Origin of the sequence: Pseudomonas sp. B21-053 (assembly GCF_026016365.1) — a bacterium.
Taxonomy (GTDB): Bacteria; Pseudomonadota; Gammaproteobacteria; order Pseudomonadales; family Pseudomonadaceae; genus Aquipseudomonas; species Aquipseudomonas nunensis.
Genome location: NZ_CP087205.1, coordinates 1,938,697 through 1,955,886 on the forward strand (window position 1 = coordinate 1,938,697; position 17,190 = coordinate 1,955,886).

Consider the following 17,190-nt stretch of genomic DNA (forward strand, 5'->3'; position numbering starts at 1 on the left):
TTGTGCGGGCTGCCCCACGGGTATAAACTTCGCAAACTTTACACAGAGGCCACTAACGGTTCCTTTGGAACTGTTCAGTCAGCATGAAACCGATTCAGCTGCCCCTAGGTGTGCGTCTGCGTGATGACGCTACCTTTATCAATTACTACCCAGGCGCCAATGCCGCTGCACTCGGCTATGTCGAGCGGCTATGCGAAGCCGACGCCGGCTGGACCGAAAGCCTGATTTACCTCTGGGGCAAGGACGGGGTAGGGCGCACGCACTTGTTGCAGGCTGCTTGCCTGCGTTTCGAGCAGATGGGCGAACCGGCGGTGTATTTGCCGCTCGCCGAGTTGCTGGATCGCGGCATCGAAATCCTCGACAACCTCGAACAATACGAACTGGTCTGCCTCGATGACTTGCAGGCTGTCGCCGGGCGAGCGGATTGGGAAGAGGCGCTGTTCCACCTGTTCAATCGGCTGCGTGACAGCGGTAGGCGCCTGTTGATCGCCGCTTCGACCTCGCCGCGTGAATTGCCGGTGAAGCTGGCGGACCTCAAATCACGCCTGACCCTGGCGCTGATCTTCCAGATGCGCCCACTCTCCGACGAAGATAAATTGCGCGCCCTGCAATTGCGCGCCTCCCGTCGCGGACTGCACCTGACGGACGAAGTCGGGCATTTTATTTTGACCCGTGGCACCCGCAGCATGAGCGCGCTTTTCGAGCTGCTTGAACGTCTCGATCAGGCTTCCCTGCAAGCTCAGCGCAAGCTGACGATCCCGTTTCTGAAAGAGACTTTAGGCTGGTAAACCAAGGCCTTTAGCGGCTTTTGGCATATTCCAGGCGCCAGAAAATCCGCTTTCCTGCATGGCTGCAGGCTGCGTAAAGATTCAGAACGGGTTTAAGCGCTTAGATGTAAACGAGAAACCGGGAAGTCACATTAAGTTCGATTGAATTTGCAAATGAGGTTGATAGCGGGCATAGTCTCGGCTTCTTTACAACTATCAGCCACGGTCGTGCCCATGCTAAATCGCTTCGCACCCCTCGTGCCTCTCGCACTCGTCACCCTGTTGTTCGGTTGCGCTGCTCACTCCCCAGTGACTCAGCAAGAGCAACAACAGCAGGTTAAAAACTCTGTTACCGCCCAATCTTCCGTCCTGTATCAGGACACTCTTTTCCAGGAAGAAACGGCCACCGAAAAAGAACTGGCCAGCTTCGCCGACGGCAAGTCTTACCAGCTTCCGGTCCTTGCTGACAGCATCCTCGAACGTGGCATGTCCCTGATCGGTACCCGTTACCGTTTCGGCGGTACCTCTGAAGCCGGTTTCGACTGCAGCGGCTTCATCGGCTACCTGTTCCGCGAAGAGGCCGGCATGAACCTGCCGCGCTCCACTCGCGAAATGATCAACGTGGACGCCCCGCTGGTTTCGCGCAACAATCTCAAGCCCGGTGATCTGCTGTTCTTCGCCACCAATGGTCGTCGCGGTCGTGTCAGTCACGCCGGGATTTACCTTGGTGATGACCAGTTCATCCACTCCAGCAGCCGCAAAAGCGGTGGCGTGCGAGTCGATAGCCTGGGCGACAGCTACTGGAGCAAGACCTTCATCGAAGCCAAGCGCGCACTCGCGATGGCCCCGACTGTAGTCACCGCTCGCAAGTAAGCACACTTTATGTAAGGCGAACTTAAAGTCTTACTTGAAGTTTGGCACATAAGCGCTAGAATCCTGTCTATTATTGATGGCAAACCGCCTGTGCTCTGCGCAGGCGGTTTTCTTTTCTGTCTTCCCGGCAGAAAAAAGCCGCAGCCAGATCAGGATGCTCTGCTTATGACGATGTCGGCCCGCCTCACCCTGATGCTCTTTGCAGCGCTGCTCAGCGCTTGCGCCAGCCGCACGCCACCGCCGCAGCCCGCGCCAGTGGTTCGAGCGCCGATTATTTTTGGCCCCGCCCAAGCATTCTCCCCTGAAGCGGAAGACGTGTTGTTTCGCGCCCTCGGCCTGGTGGGCACGCCCTATCGCTGGGGCGGTAATACGCCAGATTCCGGATTCGATTGCAGTGGCCTGATCGGTTACGTCTACCGTGACGTTACCGGCATTTCCCTGCCGCGCACCACCCGCGAAATGATCAGCATGCAAGCGGCCAATGTCGGCAAGGAAGGCCTGCAAACCGGTGACCTGATTTTCTTCGCCACCAATGGCGGCTCCCAGGTCAGCCACGCCGGCATCTACGTCGGCGAAGGCCGCTTTGTTCACGCGCCTGCCACCGGCGGCACGGTGAAGCTCGACAGTCTGTCCAAAGCCTATTGGCAGAAAGCCTACCTGAGCGCCAAACGCGTCTTGCAACCAGAGCATTTGGCGCGTAATCCGTAGGATTTTTACGCAGAGGTTGTGATGACCAATCGCACGCTCAATCTCGACGATTCCCTGTATCAATACCTGCTCGACGTTTCCCTCAGGGAAACGTCGCTGCTCAAGCGTCTGCGCGATGAAACCCAGACGCTGCCCATGGCGCGCTGGCAAGTGGCGCCGGAACAAGGGCAGTTCCTCGCCTTGCTGGTCAAGCTCACCGGCGCCAAACGTCTGTTGGAAATCGGCACCTTCACCGGTTACAGCGCCTTGTGCATGGCGGCGGCGTTGCCGGAGGACGGTTCGTTGATCTGTTGCGATATTCCCGGTGACTACAACGCCATTGCGCGGCGTTATTGGGAGGAGGCGGGGCTTACTGCACGCATCGATTTGCGTCTGGCGCCAGCGCTGGAAACTCTGGCTCAGCTGGAACAACCGGGCGTGTTTGATCTGATCTTCATCGATGCCGACAAGGCTAACTACCCCCGTTATCTGGAGCACGCCCTGCGTTTGCTGCGGGTGGGTGGTCTGGCGATATTCGACAACACGTTGTGGAGCGGGCGGGTGCTGGAGAGCAATCCCGAGAGCGTCGACACGCGGGCGATTCAGAAGCTCAATCGAGCATTGAAGGATGATGGGCGGGTGGATTTGTCGTTGTTGCCGATTGGCGATGGATTAACGCTTTGCCGTAAACGCTGACGCTTATAAATGTGGGAGCGGGCTTGCTCGCGAAAGCGGTGTATCAGTCGACATTATTGTTGAATGACACACCCTCTTCGCGAGCAAGCCCGCTCCCACATTGGGTTTGGTGTTGGCAGGAAGAGTTTTATTTAGCCGCAGAAACCCGCCAAACCTTGTTCCCCACATCATCCGCCACCAGCAAGCCTCCCTGCTGATCGATCACTACACCCACTGGCCGACCCAGGGCGTTTTCATCTTTATCCAGGAACCCGGTCAGTACATCCACCGGTTGCCCGGTTGGCTTGCCTGCGGTGAACGGCACGAAAATCACTTTATAGCCGCTGTGCGGTTTGCGGTTCCATGAACCGTGCTGGCCAACGAAGGCGCCGTTGGTGAACGGTGCCGGCAATTTACTGCCTTCGGCAAAGGTGAAGCCCAGCGAAGCGGTGTGCGGGCCGACGGCGTAATCCGGGGCGATGGCCTTGGCGACCATTTCCGGATTTTGCGGCTCGACGCGCACATCGACGTGCTGCCCGTAATAGCTGAACGGCCAGCCGTAGAACGCGCCGTCTTTGACTGAGGTGATGTAGTCCGGCACCAGGTCGCTGCCGATCTCATCCCGCTCGTTGACCGAGGTCCACAGCGCGCCGCTGCTCGGTTCCCAGCCCATGCCGTTGGGGTTGCGCAAGCCTGAGGCGAAGATCCGGTGATTGCCGGTGGCGCGGTCCACTTCCCAGATCGCCGCGCGACCTTCTTCTTTATCCAGGCCGTTTTCACCGACGTTGCTGTTGGAGCCTACCGTCACGTACAACTTGCTGCCGTCCTTGCTGGCGATGACGTTTTTGGTCCAGTGGTGATTCAGCGTGCCGCCCGGTAGATCGACAACTTTGGTGGCTGGCGCGGTGATGGAGGTTTCGCCGTCCTTGTACGGAAAACGGATCAACTTGTCGGAGTCGGCCACGTACAGATCGTTGCCGACCAGCGCCATGCCGAAGGGCGAGCTGAGATTTTCCAGGAACACCGTGCGCGTTTCGGCCACACCGTCGTGGTCCTTGTCCCGCAGTAGCGTAATCCGGTTCGGGCTTGGAACACCGGCACCGGCGCGGCCCATGACTTTCTTCATCACCCAGCCGCGGATCCCGGTGGAGTCATCGGGCTTGGGCGGGGCATTGGTTTCCGCCACCAGCACATCACCGTTAGGCAACACGTAGAGCCAGCGCGGGTGATCGAGGTTTTCAGCAAATGCCGCCACCTGGGTTCCCGCCGCCGGGGTCGGTTTGGCGCCAGCCGGCCAGCCGATTGCCGGGGCGATATTCACCGTCGGGATCAGGGTTTTGTTCGGTTCTGGCAGCTTGGGCGATGGGCCGGTGCCGTCCGTGACTTGCAGGCTGGAGGTCTCGCCGCAGGCAACAAGCCCTCCGGCGAGCGCGATAACGAGAACGAGCTGGGGTTTGCGCATGCTGATCTTCCCTATGAATGCACTGATCTAATCTAGAGAAGTAAACAGCCGCGATGGTTCAACCGATCAGCCACGGGCCTCTTTGAACAGCACCGCGATGCCTGGGTGATACTGCCCGGATTCGTTGCGCAACTTGCGGTAGGCGTAGGGGAAATACCAGGCCACGGCGCAGGTGTGTTCCTTCTGCAAGTCGTCGACCATGTCCTGGAGTTCTTCGGGGGTGGCGCTTTGCTGGGCTTTTTGCGGAGCCACGAACAGGCAGCCGAGTTTCAGGTCACTGGCGTAGCTGATCCGCTTGGCGTCGCCGGTGATATCGACCAGGGCTTGTGTCAGGTTCAGGCTGTTGACCTTGGGCCAGCGCTGGGTGGCCTGAAGGTAAGCGCGTTGTTCGCTGGCGGCGATCAACAGATCGGCGCGAGCATTGCGTTCGCCTTCTTCGGTCTGTTTGCGGGTCGGCGTCTGTTGCAGCGTGACCATTTCCGCCATCCAGGCCGCGGCCGAGAGCAGGCTGAGATTGGCTTTTTCGTCGAACCAGTACGGCGCATCATTATCGCCGCGCACAGCGTTATAGCGGTCGATACAGTCAAACCAGCGTTCCAGCAGCGGGCGCAGGAATTCCAGCTTCGGATTGCTGATGATCATGCCTTGCATGTGGCTCACCCTTATTATTGTGTTGTGAGATTGTGGCTCTTTGATATCACTGCTCAGAGTGTGGCACAAGAATGACGTCGGATAATTGATCGGCGGCAGAAATTCGCCCGGCGGCGTCCCGGCTTTAATTGACGCTCCACCCCCAACCCTCTAACCTTCGCGGCTTGTTTCAGGTGCTCTGTGGCCGTGGTCGACAGAGTGAAACAGGGAAGCCGGTGAGTGACGTTGTTCATTGATGAACAACCACGATCCCGGCGCTGCCCCCGCAACGGTAAATGAGTGAAAGCTGCGTCTTGAGCCACTGTGTCGACTGACATGGGAAGGCGCGCAGTCTGGCGTAACGCCGCTCATGAGCCCGGAGACCGGCCTGATCCATCCAGCGGCATCACGGTGGGCGATGCCAGGCTTTTTGCCGTCTATTCTTGTGCCTGCCCGCCGTTATCCAGCCTCAACGGAGAGCTCCCCCATGACTGATACCCCCGATCGTGACGAACGCCACCTGGCGCGCATGCTGCGCAAAAAAGCCGTGATTGACGAGCGCATCGCCAATTCGCCGAACGAATGCGGCCTGCTGCTGGTGCTGACCGGCAATGGCAAAGGCAAAAGCAGCTCGGCCTTCGGCATGCTCGCCCGCTCCATGGGCCATGGCATGCAATGCGGTGTGGTGCAGTTCATCAAGGGCCGCAACAGCACTGGCGAGGAGTTGTTCTTCCGCCTCTTCCCGGAGCAAGTGCGCTTTCATGTGATGGGCGAGGGCTTCACTTGGGAAACCCAGGACCGTCAGCGTGATATCGCTGCCGCCGAAGCGGCGTGGGCCGTGTCCCGCGAACTGCTGCGCGATCCGTCGATTGGCCTGGTGGTGCTGGATGAACTGAACATCGCCCTCAAGCACGGCTACCTCGATCTCGATCAAGTGCTCAGCGACTTGCAAGCGCGTCCGCCGATGCAGCACGTGGTCGTCACCGGTCGCGGCGCCAAGCTGGAAATGATCGAGCTGGCCGACACCGTCACCGAAATGAACGTGATCAAGCATGCGTTCCAGGCCGGGATCAAAGCGCAAAAAGGCGTCGAGCTGTGAATACTATTTTATGAAAAGCATACGTCATTGTCCGGCGGTACTGATTGCCGCGCCGGCCTCCGGTCAGGGCAAGACCACCGTCACCGCCGCGTTGGCCCGGTTGCATCGCAATCAGGGGCGCAAGGTGCGCGTGTTCAAATGCGGACCGGACTTCCTCGACCCGATGATTCTCGAGCGCGCCAGCGGTGCGCCGGTTTATCAATTGGACATGTGGATGGTCGGCGAGCAGGAAAGCCGTCGGCTGTTGTGGGAAGCCGCCGGTGAAGCGGATCTGATTCTGATTGAAGGCGTCATGGGCCTGTTCGACGGCACGCCGTCCAGCGCCGACCTGGCGCGGCACTTCGGTGTGCCGGTGCTCGGTGTGATCGACGGCACCGCGATGGCCCAGACCTTTGGCGCGTTGGCATTGGGGTTGGCGAAGTATCAGCCGGACTTGCCGTTTGCCGGCGTCCTGGCCAACCGCGTCGGCACCCTGCGTCACGCGCAATTGCTCGAAGGCAGCCTGACCGAAGGTTTGCGCTGGTACGGCGCGTTGTCCCGGGAAACCGGGATCGAATTGCCGAGCCGGCATCTCGGTCTGGTCCAGGCCAGCGAGTTGAACGACCTCGACCTGCGCCTCGACGCCGCAGCCGATGCGTTGGCCAGCAGCTGCGAGGTAGCGCTGCCACCGGCCGTGGAATTCGCCGCCCCGGATGTGCTTGAAGCCGAGCCATTATTGGCGGGCGTGCGAATCGCCGTGGCACGTGACGAAGCGTTCGCCTTCACCTACGGCGCCAGCCTCGATTTGCTACGGGCCATGGGCGCCGAGTTGTCATTCTTCTCGCCGATTCGCGATACCGAATTACCGGAAGCCGACAGCCTCTATCTGCCGGGCGGTTACCCCGAACTGCACCATGTGGCGCTTTCGCAAAACACCACGATGCTGACCGCGATTCGCGCGCATCACGCCGCAGGTAAACCGTTGCTGGCCGAATGTGGCGGCATGCTGTACCTGCTCGATTCGTTGACCGATGTCGAAGGCACTCGCGCTGAATTGGTCGGTTTACTGGCCGGTGATGCGGTGATGCAAAAGCGTCTGGCAGCGTTGGCGTTGCAAGCAGTCGAGTTGCCGGAAGGCCTGTTGCGCGGGCACACCTATCACCATTCGTTGACCAGCACTGAGCTGGAGCCGATTGCCCGGGGCCTGAGCCCTAACGGCGGGCGCGGGGCGGAGGCGGTTTATCGTGAGGGGCGGATGACGGCCTCTTATGTGCACTTTTATTTTCCGTCGAATCCGTCGGCGATTGCCGCGCTGTTTGCGCCTGATCTTGAGGCCGCCTTCGCGAGCAGGCTCGCTCCCACAGTCGACCGAGTTTCTTCAGATAGCACTCCATCTAATGTGGGAGCGGGCTTGCTCGCGAAGAGGCCATGACCGACAACGCATTCAGCCCGGCCGAACGCGAAGCGGTATATAGAGCCATCGCCGAACGCCGCGACATGCGCCATTTCAGCGGCGGCACCGTCGAGCCCGAATTGCTGCGTCGCCTGCTAGAAGCCGCACACCAGGCTCCAAGCGTCGGCTTGATGCAACCCTGGCGCTTCATCCGCATCAGCGATAAAGCCCTGCGCGACCAGATCCAGCAACTGGTGGAAGAAGAACGCATCCGCACCGCCGAAGCCCTCGGCGAGCGCACCGACGAGTTCATGAAGCTCAAGGTCGAAGGCATCAACGACTGCGCCGAAGTGCTGGTCGCCGCGCTGATGGATGATCGCGAACGCCACATCTTCGGTCGTCGCACCTTGCCTGAAATGGACATGGCGTCGCTGTCCTGCGCAATCCAGAACCTGTGGCTGGCCGCCCGTGCCGAAGGCTTGGGGATGGGCTGGGTCTCGCTGTTCGAGCCGCAAGCCCTGGCGGACCTGCTGGGTTTGCCCGTCGGCGCCAAACCGTTGGCAATCCTTTGCCTCGGCCCGGTCAAGGAATTCTATCCGGCGCCGATGCTGGTACTCGAAGGCTGGGCGCAGGCGCGTCCACTCAGTGAAATGTTGTATGAAAATTTTTGGGGAGTGAGTCAATGAGTGTGGCGTTGTTGAGTGTCGCCGCGGTTGCGCTGGATGCGCTGCTGGGTGAACCCAAACGCTGGCATCCGCTGGTGGCGTTCGGTGGTTTTGCCGATCGCATCGAGCAACGCTTCAACTCCGGTGGCCGTGGCTGGCGCAGTCATGGCGTCACCGCGTGGGTGATCGCGGTAATTCCGCTGACCTTGCTGGCCACGGCGCTTTCCTGGGCGCCTTATGTCGGTTGGCTGGTCGAGATCCTCGCGCTGTACTGCGCCCTCGGCATGCGCAGCCTTGGCGAACATGTCGAGCCGGTGGCCAAGGCCCTGCGCAGCGATGATCTGGATGAGGCGCGCAAACGCGTGGGTTATCTGGTCAGCCGCCAGACCAGCGAACTGGATAAAACCGAAGTCGCCCGCGCCGCCACCGAATCGGTGCTGGAAAACGGCAGCGACGCGGTATTCGCTGCACTGTTCTGGTTTGCCGTGGCCGGTGCGCCGGGCGTGGTCCTCTATCGACTGAGCAACACCCTCGACGCCATGTGGGGTTATCGCAACGAACGCTTTGAACGGTTCGGCTGGGCGGCGGCGAAAATCGACGACGTCCTCAACTACATTCCTGCACGCCTGGTGGCGTTGACCTACGCGCTGCTGGGCAAAACCCGACTCGCGTTGAAATGCTGGCGCACTCAAGGCCCGACCTGGGACAGCCCGAACGCCGGGCCGGTGATGGCGGCCGGTGCTGGCGCGCTAGGCGTCGAGTTGGGCGGGGCGGCGATCTATCACGGTGAATTGCATCAGCGTCCGCAACTCGGCGAAGGCCCGGCGGCGGATGCCGACTCCATCGACCGTGGCTGGCAATTGGTCCAGCGCGGCGTATGGTTATGGCTGCTGATTCTCTGCGTGGGAGCTGAATTCTATGCTTGAGCACGGTGGCCGGCTGCGTAAGGCGGCGCTCAGTTACGGCATCGCCGAAGCCGATTGGCTCGACCTGTCCAGCGGACTCGCACCCTGGCCGTTTCCGATCCCGGAGATTCCGCTGCGAGCCTGGGCACGTTTGCCGGAAACCGACGACGGTCTGGAGCAGGCTGCTTGCGATTATTACGGCGCAGCTCAAGTGCTGCCGGTGGCCGGTTCGCAGATGGCGATCCAGTTGCTGCCGCGTTTGCGCCGCTCCGGTAAGGTCGGCGTGCTCTCGCCGTGTTATGCCGAACATGCCGAAGCCTGGCGGCGTAACGGCTATATCGTGCGCGAAGTGCTGGAGCAAGAAGTCGACTTCTTTCTCGACAGCCTCGACGTGTTGGTGGTGGTCAACCCGAACAATCCCACGGGCCTGAGCCTGAGTCCGAGTCGCCTGCTCGATTGGCACTCGCGACTGGCCCAACGCGGTGGCTGGCTGGTGGTCGATGAAGCGTTCATGGACAACACGCCACAACTGAGCGTGGCACCGTTTGCCAATCAGGTCGGGTTGATCGTGTTGCGCTCGTTCGGCAAATTTTTCGGTCTTGCCGGCGTGCGTTTGGGCTTCGTCCTGGCCGAGCGCAAGTTGCTCAAATTGCTCGCCGAGCAAGTCGGGCCTTGGGCGGTCAGCGGTCCGACCCGCGTACTCGGCCAGGCCTGTTTGCAGGACACCGCAGGCCATGCCCGGCAACGGTTGCGCAGTGAGGAGGCCAGCCAGCGTTTGGCCGCACTGCTGGAACGTTATGATCTCAAACCCCAGGGCGGTTGCGCCTTGTTTCAATGGCTGATCACCGAGCGCGCCGAAGAACTGCATGAGTTCATGGCCCGGCGCGGCATCCTGCTGCGGCTGTTCACCCACAACAGCAGCCTGCGTTTCGGCTTGCCTGCCGATGCCGCCGAAGAGGCCCGCCTCGAACAAGCCCTGCAAGCCTTCGCCAAGGAAATCCAATGACTACGTTGATGGTGCAGGGCACCACGTCCGACGCCGGTAAAAGCACCTTGGTGACGGCGTTGTGTCGCTGGGTCACGCGCCATGGCGTGCGCGTCGTGCCGTTCAAACCGCAGAACATGGCGTTGAACAGTGCCGTGACCGCCGACGGTGGCGAGATCGGTCGCGCCCAAGCGGTGCAGGCCCAGGCTGCGAATCTGGAGCCGCACACCGACATGAACCCGGTGCTGCTCAAGCCCAATAGCGACACCGGCGCCCAAGTGATCATTCATGGTCGCGCCGTCACCACCATGAACGCGGTCGCGTATCACGACTACAAAGCGATCGCCATGCAAGCGGTGCTCGCCTCTCACGAACGGCTGAGCGCAGCGTATCCGGTGGTGATGGTCGAAGGCGCGGGCTCGCCGGCGGAGATCAATCTACGTGCTGGCGACATCGCCAACATGGGGTTTGCCGAAGCGGTGGATTGCCCGGTGGTGCTGATCGCCGACATCAATCGCGGCGGGGTTTTTGCGCATCTGGTCGGCACGCTGGAGCTGCTGTCGCCCAGCGAACAAGCGCGCGTCAAAGGCTTCATCATCAACCGTTTTCGCGGTGACATCGCCTTGCTGCAACCGGGCCTCGACTGGCTGGAAGAGCGCACCGGCAAACCGGTGATCGGCGTCCTGCCGTATGTGATGGACCTGCACCTGGAAGCCGAGGACGGCATCGATCAGCGCCAGACCGACAAGGCCGATCAAGTGCTCAAAGTCGTGGTGCCGGTGCTGCCGCGCATCAGCAACCACACCGATTTCGATCCGCTGCGCCTGCACCCGCAAGTCGACCTGCAATTCATCGGCCCCGGCCAAGCGATTCCGTCTGCCGACCTGATTATTCTTCCCGGCTCGAAAAGCGTGCGCCACGATCTCGCGTACCTGCGGGCGAATGGCTGGGACACGGCGATCTCCCGTCACCTGCGCTACGGCGGCAAAGTGCTGGGGATCTGCGGTGGGCTGCAAATGCTTGGCGAACAGGTTCATGACCCACTGGGCCTCGAAGGCGCGCCGGGTTCCAGCGCCGGATTGGGTTTGCTGGCGTTCGAAACGTTGCTCGAAGAAGAGAAGCAATTGCGCAATGTGCGTGGGCGACTGGCGTTGGAAAACGCCGAGGTCAGTGGCTATGAAATCCATGCTGGCGTAACCACTGGGCCGGCGCTGGAAAACGCGGCGGTGCAGTTGGACGATGGTCGCTGCGATGGCGCGCAAAGCCTCGATGGGCAGATTTTCGGCACTTATCTGCATGGGCTGTTTGAATCACCTGCGGCGAGCAGTGCGTTGTTGCGCTGGGCGGGTTTGCAGAACGTGCAGACGGTGGATTACCACGCCTTGCGCGAGCGGGATATCGAGCGGTTGGCGGATTTGGTGGAGAAGCATTTGGACACCGCGCTGCTGCGTGAGCTTTGTGGGTTTTGAGGTGGGTTTGAGGACGCCTTCGCGGGCAAGCCTCGCTCCTACAGGGTGAGCGTCGTGCCACCCATTTGCGAACACCGCGTTACCTGTAGGAGCGAGGCTTGCCCGCGAAGAGGCCCGTCACCCCACCGCACACGTTAAGGAATAAACCATGCTCCAACTCATCCTCGGCGGCGCCCGCTCCGGCAAAAGTCGCCTGGCGGAAAAACTCGCCTCCGACAGTCAACTCCAGGTCACCTACATCGCCACCAGCCAACCCCTGGACGGCGAGATGAATGAACGGGTCGCCCATCACCGCGCCCGTCGTCCCGCCGAATGGGCGTTGATCGAAGAACCGCTGGAACTGGCCCGCGTCCTGCGCGAAAACGCCGGCCCCGAGCGTTGCCTGCTGGTGGATTGCCTGACCCTGTGGCTGACCAATCTGCTGATGCTCGACAACCCCGAGCGCCTGATCGCCGAGCGCGATGCCTTGCTGGACTGCCTGGCTTCGCTGCCGGGTGAAATCATTTTTGTCAGCAACGAGACCGGAATGGGTGTCGTGCCGCTGGGCGAATTGACTCGCCGCTATGTCGATGAAGCCGGTTGGCTGCATCAAGCCCTGGCTGAGCGCTGTCAGCGTGTCGTCCTGACCGTCGCCGGCCTGCCCCTGACTCTGAAAGGTACTGCGTTATGACTCAAACCTGGTGGCTGAACCCGTGCAAACCGATCGATGCGGCCGTCGTCGAACAGGCTGAAGCCCGGCAGCAGCAACTGACCAAACCCGCCGGTTCCCTCGGCCGGCTGGAATCGGTAGCGGTGCAATTGGCCGGGTTGCAGGGGCAGGTCAAACCGAGTCTCGATCAACTCTGGATCGCGATCTTCGCGGGTGATCATGGCGTGGTCGCTGAAGGCGTATCGGCGTTTCCCCAGGAAGTCACCGGGCAGATGTTGCACAACTTCGTCACCGGCGGCGCGGCGATCAGCGTGTTGGCGCGGCAGTTGGGCGCTCAACTGGAAGTGGTCGATCTCGGCACCGTCACGCCGTCGCTGAACCTGCCCGGCGTGCGTCACCTGAATGTCGGCCCGGGCACCGCGAACTTTGTGAACGGCCCGGCGATGACGGCGGCCCAAGGTGAACTGGCGCTACAGGCCGGTCGCGACAGCGTGCTGCGCGCCGTCGCGGCGGGTGCGCAGTTGTTCATCGGTGGCGAAATGGGCATCGGCAACACCACGGCGGCCAGCGCTTTGGCCTGCGCTTTGCTGGATTGCCCGGTGGTGCATCTGACCGGGCCGGGCACGGGTTTGAACGCGGCGGGTGTCAGCCATAAAGCGCAAGTGATCGAGCGTGCGCTCGCGCTGCACAGCGCCCAGCTTGGCGATGCGTTGCAAACCCTGTTCAACCTCGGCGGTTTTGAAATCGCGGCGTTGGTCGGTGCGTATCTGGCCTGCGCCCAGGAAGGCGTTGCGGTGCTGGTGGACGGCTTTATTTGCAGCGTCGCCGCGTTGGTCGCGGTGCGTTTGAATCCCGAGTGCCGTCAGTGGTTGCTGTTCGGCCATCGCGGCGCCGAGCCGGGTCATCGTCATGTGCTGGAAACCTTGAACGCCGAGCCTTTGCTCGATCTCGGCCTGCGCCTGGGCGAGGGTAGCGGTGCGGCGTTGGCGGTGCCGTTGTTGCGCCTGGCTTGCGATCTTCATGGGCAGATGGCGACCTTCGCTGAAGCTGCGGTGGCGGATCGTCCGGCATGACCTTGCGTCTGGATTTGCTGCGTCACGGCGAAACCGAACTCGGCGGCGGCTTGCGCGGCAGTCTCGACGATGCCCTGACTGAGAAGGGCTGGGCGCAATTGCGTGCGGCGGTGATTGGGCAGGGGTCGTGGGATCGCCTGGTCAGCTCGCCGTTGCAGCGTTGCGCGCGGTTTGCCGAAGAACTCGGTGGGCAGCTCGGTTTGCCGGTGCAACTGGAAAAAGACCTGCAAGAACTGCATTTCGGCGCCTGGGAAGGGCAGAGCACGGCGGCGTTGATGGAAACCAGTTCCGAGGCGTTGGGATTGTTCTGGACCGATCCGTATTCGTTCACGCCGCCCGAGGGTGAGCCGGTGGCAGATTTTTCCGCGCGTGTGCTGGCGGCGATCGAGCGGCTGCACGGGACTTATGCGGGCGAGCGGGTGCTGCTGATCACCCACGGCGGGGTCATGAAGTTGCTGCTGGCCCAGGCCCGTGGCTTGCCCCGTGAGCAGTTGCTCAACGTTGAAGTCGCCCATGCGTCGTTACATTCACTGTCGGTCGGCGCCGGCCCGTTGTTACGGGAAGCATTCTGATCATGTTGCCGTTCTGGATCGCCCTGCAATTCTTGAGCAGTCTGCCGATTCGTCTGCCGGGCATGCCGGCGCCTCAGGAACTTGGGCGTTCGCTGCTGTTTTATCCGCTGGTGGGGCTGCTGTTCGGCGGTCTGTTGTGGACGTTGAACGGATTGTTATCGGGCGCGCCATTGTTGCTGCACGCCGCGCTGCTGCTGACGGTTTGGGTGCTGCTCAGCGGCGCGCTGCATCTGGACGGGCTCGCCGACAGCGCCGACGCCTGGCTAGGCGGGTTTGGCGACCGTGAACGCACACTGACCATCATGAAAGACCCGCGCAGCGGACCGATTGCGGTGGTCACGCTGGTGTTGGTGTTGCTGCTGAAATTCGCCGCGTTGCTCGCGTTGATCGAGCAGGGGCACGGCGTTGTCTTGATCATCGTGCCGTTGATCGGGCGTGCGACGTTGTTGGGATTGTTCCTGACCACGCCGTATGTGCGGGCCGGTGGGTTGGGGCAGGCGTTAGCCGATCATCTGCCGCGCAAGATGGGGTGGCAGGTGCTGGTGCTTAGTGCACTGGCCTGTGTGTTGATCGCGGGTGTTTTCAAAGGTCTGGTTGCGCTCGTGCTGGCGGCGGTGGGGTTTGTCTGGTTGCGCCAGGTGATGGTGCGGCGGTTGGGCGGGACCACGGGCGATACGGCGGGGGCGTTGCTGGAGTTGCTGGAGATGGCGGTGCTCGTAGGACTGGCGCTGCTCTGATGGATATTGGTTGGATGTGCTGGCCCTTTCGCGAGCAGGCTCGCTCCCACATGGTAATGCGGCCACCTGTGGGAGCGAGCCTGCTCGCGAAGGCGTCCTGCCGGCTTAAACAATTTTTGAACCTTGCTTTCATTTAACCGCGGGTATATACACGCACCATGCTCGATTCCCAATGTTTATGTATCAACCTGCGTCGCGCCGCCCGTGGCGTCAGCAGGCATTACGACGGCGCTCTTGATGGCTTCGGGATCAACGTTGCCCAGTATTCTTTGCTGTGCAATTTGCAGCGTCTGGATCAACCGAGTATTTCCACCCTGGCCGAAGCCATGGGCCTGGACCGCAGCACGTTGGGGCGCAATTTGCGCGTGCTGGAAGGCGAAGGGCTGGTGATGCTGGTCGAGGGCGAGGACATGCGCAACCGCATCGTCAAGCTCACCGAGGCTGGCGCAGAACGTTTGGCAGCCGCCTTGCCGGCCTGGGAAGCGGCGCAGCAGCGGTTGACTGACCGTCTGGGCGCCGAAAAACGTGAAACCTTACTGAGATTGCTGGACGAACTGGCTTGACGCCGGTTAGTCCGACCTTAAGCGGGTATATACCCGCTACCGGAGAATAAGAATGACATCGATGTGGCGTACGTGCGGTTGGGTTTTGGTGGGGAGTGCGCTGATTCTGGCGTTGTCATTGGGCGTGCGACACGGCTTCGGGCTGTTCCTGGCGCCGATGAGTGCCGAGTTCGGCTGGGGCCGTGAGACGTTTGCGTTTGCCATCGCCCTGCAAAACCTGATCTGGGGCCTGGCGCAGCCGTTCACCGGCGCTTTGGCTGATCGCTTCGGTGCGGCAAAAGTGGTGCTGGTCGGCGGCGTGTTATATGCGGCGGGCCTGATCTGCATGGGCTTTGCCGACTCGGGAGTGACCTTGTCCCTGAGCGCCGGTCTGTTGATCGGTATCGGCCTGTCGGGCACCTCGTTCTCAGTGATCCTCGGCGTGGTCGGCCGTGCGGTGCCGCCGGAAAAACGCAGCATGGGCATGGGCATTGCCAGCGCCGCCGGTTCGTTCGGCCAGTTCGCCATGTTGCCCGGCACGCTGGGGCTGATTGGCTGGCTCGGCTGGTCCGCCGCGTTGCTGGTGCTGGGCCTGCTGGTGGCGCTGATCGTGCCGCTGGTGAGCATGCTCAAGGACAAGCCACTGCCGACCCTCGGCCATGAGCAAACCTTGTCCGAAGCGCTGCGCGAAGCCTGTTCCCACTCCGGTTTCTGGCTGCTGGCGTTCGGCTTTTTTGTCTGCGGCTTCCAGGTGGTGTTTATCGGCGTGCACTTGCCGGCCTATCTGGTGGATCAACATTTGCCGGCCTCCGTGGGCACCACGGTGCTGGCGCTGATCGGGCTGTTCAATATCTTCGGCACCTACACCGCCGGCTGGCTCGGCGGGCGGATGTCGAAGCCGCGTTTGCTGACGGGTCTGTATCTGCTACGAGCGGTGGTGATTGGTCTGTTCCTGTGGGCGCCGGTCACCACGACCACGGCGTATCTGTTTGGCATGGCGATGGGTTTTTTGTGGTTATCCACCGTGCCATTGACCAACGGCACCGTAGCGACCTTGTTCGGTGTACGAAACCTGTCCATGCTCGGTGGGATTGTTTTCCTGTTTCACCAGCTCGGTTCGTTCCTCGGCGGCTGGTTGGGCGGTGTGGTGTATGACCGGACCGGGAGCTACGACTTGATCTGGCAAGTGGCGATTCTTTTAAGCCTGTTGGCGGCAGCCTTGAACTGGCCGGTACGCGAGCGGCCGGTGGCGCGGCTGCAAACCCAAATGAGTGCGATATGAACAGTCTTTGGCCGCGCATCATTGCAGTCGCCGGCGGTGCATTGCTGCTGGCCCTGGCCTGGTGGGGCTGGCATCAGGGCGGGCTGGCGCTGATGCAGTTGGGCATGGGTGCTTGCTAGCCATATAGGAGGGCGAGTAACTTCGTTTTCTGACGACTTTTCAAGGATCCACCGACATGCTGAAACGCTGGCTTGCAGTCCCCGCGTTACTGATGGCGTTTACCGGATTGGCCCAGGCGGCCGACTGTCCCGAGCTGTTACAGGGCTCGCTGCCCAAGTTGCGGGCCAAGGAGTCCATCGATCTGTGCCAGCGCTTCGCTGGCAAGCCGCTGGTGGTGGTCAACACCGCCAGCTTCTGCGGTTTCGCCCCGCAGTTCAAAGGCCTTGAAGCGCTGTATCAGCGCTATAAGGATCAAGGGCTTGAGGTGATCGGCGTTCCGTCGAATGACTTCAAGCAGGAGTCCAAGGATGGCGCCGAGACCGCCAAGGTCTGCTACGTGAACTACGGCGTGACGTTCACCATGACCGAGCCGCAGAAAGTCCGCGGTGACGATGCGACCCATCTGTTCAAGAGCCTCGCCAAACAGAGCAGCGCGCCGAAGTGGAATTTCTACAAATACGTGGTCGATCGCCAAGGCAAGGTGATTGCCAATTTCTCCAGCCTGACCAAACCCGACAACCCTGAGTTCATCGAGGCTGTCGAGAAAGCCCTGGCCTCGAAACCCTGATCGACACCCACTAAAAAGC

20 protein-coding genes and 1 riboswitch are annotated in these 17,190 nt (G+C 61.3%); of the genes, 18 read left to right on the plus strand and 2 right to left on the minus strand.

Going from position 1 to position 17,190, the window contains the following annotated elements; genetic code table 11:
- The first annotated feature begins 83 nt into the window (after positions 1–83).
- From hda to LOY68_RS08885, 4 genes are all read left to right on the plus strand, one after another.
- Positions 84–788, plus strand: a complete 705-nt coding sequence (hda, locus tag LOY68_RS08870; protein WP_054049492.1) for a DnaA regulatory inactivator Hda — start codon at positions 84–86, stop codon at positions 786–788.
- A 213-nt stretch (positions 789–1,001) separates the two neighbouring features.
- Positions 1,002–1,640: a C40 family peptidase gene (locus LOY68_RS08875; RefSeq protein ID WP_054049494.1), complete on the plus strand. Its 639-nt coding sequence runs from the start codon at positions 1,002–1,004 to the stop codon at positions 1,638–1,640.
- Positions 1,641–1,805: 165 nt separating this feature from the next.
- Positions 1,806–2,348: a C40 family peptidase gene (locus LOY68_RS08880; RefSeq protein WP_054049496.1), complete on the plus strand. Its 543-nt coding sequence runs from the start codon at positions 1,806–1,808 to the stop codon at positions 2,346–2,348.
- Positions 2,349–2,369: 21 nt separating this feature from the next.
- On the plus strand, positions 2,370–3,023 hold the full coding sequence (locus tag LOY68_RS08885) for an O-methyltransferase (RefSeq protein WP_265044168.1): 654 nt from the start codon (positions 2,370–2,372) through the stop codon (positions 3,021–3,023).
- A 127-nt stretch (positions 3,024–3,150) separates the two neighbouring features.
- Here LOY68_RS08885 and LOY68_RS08890 read toward each other — a convergent pair whose 3' ends face one another.
- On the minus strand, positions 3,151–4,464 hold the full coding sequence (locus LOY68_RS08890; RefSeq protein ID WP_054049500.1) for a PQQ-dependent sugar dehydrogenase: 1,314 nt from the start codon (positions 4,462–4,464) through the stop codon (positions 3,151–3,153).
- A 66-nt stretch (positions 4,465–4,530) separates the two neighbouring features.
- On the minus strand, positions 4,531–5,115 hold the full coding sequence (locus LOY68_RS08895; RefSeq protein WP_054049502.1) for a hypothetical protein: 585 nt from the start codon (positions 5,113–5,115) through the stop codon (positions 4,531–4,533).
- A 154-nt stretch (positions 5,116–5,269) separates the two neighbouring features.
- Positions 5,270–5,501, plus strand: a riboswitch (cobalamin riboswitch).
- 80 nt (positions 5,502–5,581) lie between these two features.
- Between LOY68_RS08895 and cobO the strand changes: the two genes are divergently transcribed.
- From cobO to LOY68_RS08965, 14 genes are all read left to right on the plus strand, one after another.
- Positions 5,582–6,193 (plus strand): cob(I)yrinic acid a,c-diamide adenosyltransferase, encoded by a 612-nt coding sequence (cobO, locus tag LOY68_RS08900; RefSeq protein ID WP_265044171.1) that lies wholly within the window; start codon positions 5,582–5,584, stop codon positions 6,191–6,193.
- A gap of 10 nt (positions 6,194–6,203) precedes the next feature.
- Positions 6,204–7,604: a cobyrinate a,c-diamide synthase gene (locus LOY68_RS08905; protein WP_265044172.1), complete on the plus strand. Its 1,401-nt coding sequence runs from the start codon at positions 6,204–6,206 to the stop codon at positions 7,602–7,604.
- The gene (gene bluB, locus LOY68_RS08910) at positions 7,601–8,251 is read left to right on the plus strand and encodes a 5,6-dimethylbenzimidazole synthase (protein ID WP_163909123.1); all 651 of its coding nucleotides are present in this window, start codon (positions 7,601–7,603) and stop codon (positions 8,249–8,251) included. The genes LOY68_RS08905 and bluB overlap by 4 nt, the downstream gene beginning before the upstream one ends.
- A complete protein-coding gene (cbiB, locus tag LOY68_RS08915; RefSeq protein WP_054615713.1) occupies positions 8,248–9,156 on the plus strand; it encodes an adenosylcobinamide-phosphate synthase CbiB in 909 nt (302 codons plus the stop codon). Before bluB ends, cbiB begins: the two co-directional genes overlap by 4 nt.
- Entirely contained in the window at positions 9,149–10,141 is a 993-nt protein-coding gene (gene cobD, locus LOY68_RS08920) for a threonine-phosphate decarboxylase CobD (protein ID WP_265044175.1), read from the plus strand. The genes cbiB and cobD overlap by 8 nt, the downstream gene beginning before the upstream one ends.
- Positions 10,138–11,589 (plus strand): cobyric acid synthase, encoded by a 1,452-nt coding sequence (locus tag LOY68_RS08925; RefSeq protein ID WP_265044176.1) that lies wholly within the window; start codon positions 10,138–10,140, stop codon positions 11,587–11,589. Before cobD ends, LOY68_RS08925 begins: the two co-directional genes overlap by 4 nt.
- Before the next feature lie 148 nt (positions 11,590–11,737).
- Positions 11,738–12,259, plus strand: coding sequence for a bifunctional adenosylcobinamide kinase/adenosylcobinamide-phosphate guanylyltransferase (cobU, locus tag LOY68_RS08930; RefSeq protein ID WP_265044178.1), 522 nt, complete (start codon positions 11,738–11,740; stop codon positions 12,257–12,259).
- Positions 12,256–13,311 carry a nicotinate-nucleotide--dimethylbenzimidazole phosphoribosyltransferase gene (cobT, locus tag LOY68_RS08935; protein ID WP_265044180.1) on the plus strand — a complete coding sequence of 352 codons (1,056 nt, stop codon included), beginning with the start codon at positions 12,256–12,258 and terminating at the stop codon, positions 13,309–13,311. The genes cobU and cobT overlap by 4 nt, the downstream gene beginning before the upstream one ends.
- Complete coding sequence (gene cobC / locus LOY68_RS08940) at positions 13,308–13,883, plus strand: alpha-ribazole phosphatase family protein (RefSeq protein WP_265044181.1); 576 nt, start codon at positions 13,308–13,310, stop codon at positions 13,881–13,883. The genes cobT and cobC overlap by 4 nt, the downstream gene beginning before the upstream one ends.
- 2 nt (positions 13,884–13,885) lie before the next feature.
- A complete protein-coding gene (locus LOY68_RS08945; RefSeq protein ID WP_265044182.1) occupies positions 13,886–14,620 on the plus strand; it encodes an adenosylcobinamide-GDP ribazoletransferase in 735 nt (244 codons plus the stop codon).
- Between the two features lie 158 nt (positions 14,621–14,778).
- A complete protein-coding gene (locus LOY68_RS08950; protein WP_265044184.1) occupies positions 14,779–15,183 on the plus strand; it encodes a MarR family winged helix-turn-helix transcriptional regulator in 405 nt (134 codons plus the stop codon).
- A 52-nt stretch (positions 15,184–15,235) separates the two neighbouring features.
- Positions 15,236–16,444 carry an MFS transporter gene (locus LOY68_RS08955; RefSeq protein ID WP_265044185.1) on the plus strand — a complete coding sequence of 403 codons (1,209 nt, stop codon included), beginning with the start codon at positions 15,236–15,238 and terminating at the stop codon, positions 16,442–16,444.
- Entirely contained in the window at positions 16,441–16,563 is a 123-nt protein-coding gene (locus LOY68_RS08960; protein ID WP_256735438.1) for a hypothetical protein, read from the plus strand. The genes LOY68_RS08955 and LOY68_RS08960 overlap by 4 nt, the downstream gene beginning before the upstream one ends.
- A 56-nt stretch (positions 16,564–16,619) precedes the next feature.
- Positions 16,620–17,171, plus strand: coding sequence for a glutathione peroxidase (locus LOY68_RS08965; protein WP_163909132.1), 552 nt, complete (start codon positions 16,620–16,622; stop codon positions 17,169–17,171).
- Positions 17,172–17,190: the final 19 nt, after the last annotated feature.

Coding starts and splice junctions, on each gene's coding strand:
- LOY68_RS08885 (WP_265044168.1), top strand. CDS start 2,370: ATGACCAATCGCACGCTCAATCTCGACGATTCCCTGTATCAATACCTG.
- bluB (WP_163909123.1), top strand. CDS start 7,601: ATGACCGACAACGCATTCAGCCCGGCCGAACGCGAAGCGGTATATAGA.
- hda (WP_054049492.1), top strand. CDS start 84: ATGAAACCGATTCAGCTGCCCCTAGGTGTGCGTCTGCGTGATGACGCT.
- LOY68_RS08880 (WP_054049496.1), top strand. CDS start 1,806: ATGACGATGTCGGCCCGCCTCACCCTGATGCTCTTTGCAGCGCTGCTC.
- cobO (WP_265044171.1), top strand. CDS start 5,582: ATGACTGATACCCCCGATCGTGACGAACGCCACCTGGCGCGCATGCTG.
- LOY68_RS08950 (WP_265044184.1), top strand. CDS start 14,779: ATGCTCGATTCCCAATGTTTATGTATCAACCTGCGTCGCGCCGCCCGT.
- LOY68_RS08955 (WP_265044185.1), top strand. CDS start 15,236: ATGACATCGATGTGGCGTACGTGCGGTTGGGTTTTGGTGGGGAGTGCG.
- LOY68_RS08895 (WP_054049502.1), bottom strand. CDS start 5,115: ATGCAAGGCATGATCATCAGCAATCCGAAGCTGGAATTCCTGCGCCCG.
- cobU (WP_265044178.1), top strand. CDS start 11,738: ATGCTCCAACTCATCCTCGGCGGCGCCCGCTCCGGCAAAAGTCGCCTG.
- LOY68_RS08965 (WP_163909132.1), top strand. CDS start 16,620: ATGCTGAAACGCTGGCTTGCAGTCCCCGCGTTACTGATGGCGTTTACC.
- LOY68_RS08960 (WP_256735438.1), top strand. CDS start 16,441: ATGAACAGTCTTTGGCCGCGCATCATTGCAGTCGCCGGCGGTGCATTG.
- LOY68_RS08945 (WP_265044182.1), top strand. CDS start 13,886: ATGTTGCCGTTCTGGATCGCCCTGCAATTCTTGAGCAGTCTGCCGATT.
- cbiB (WP_054615713.1), top strand. CDS start 8,248: ATGAGTGTGGCGTTGTTGAGTGTCGCCGCGGTTGCGCTGGATGCGCTG.
- LOY68_RS08890 (WP_054049500.1), bottom strand. CDS start 4,464: ATGCGCAAACCCCAGCTCGTTCTCGTTATCGCGCTCGCCGGAGGGCTT.
- cobC (WP_265044181.1), top strand. CDS start 13,308: ATGACCTTGCGTCTGGATTTGCTGCGTCACGGCGAAACCGAACTCGGC.
- LOY68_RS08875 (WP_054049494.1), top strand. CDS start 1,002: ATGCTAAATCGCTTCGCACCCCTCGTGCCTCTCGCACTCGTCACCCTG.
- LOY68_RS08905 (WP_265044172.1), top strand. CDS start 6,204: ATGAAAAGCATACGTCATTGTCCGGCGGTACTGATTGCCGCGCCGGCC.
- cobD (WP_265044175.1), top strand. CDS start 9,149: ATGCTTGAGCACGGTGGCCGGCTGCGTAAGGCGGCGCTCAGTTACGGC.
- LOY68_RS08925 (WP_265044176.1), top strand. CDS start 10,138: ATGACTACGTTGATGGTGCAGGGCACCACGTCCGACGCCGGTAAAAGC.
- cobT (WP_265044180.1), top strand. CDS start 12,256: ATGACTCAAACCTGGTGGCTGAACCCGTGCAAACCGATCGATGCGGCC.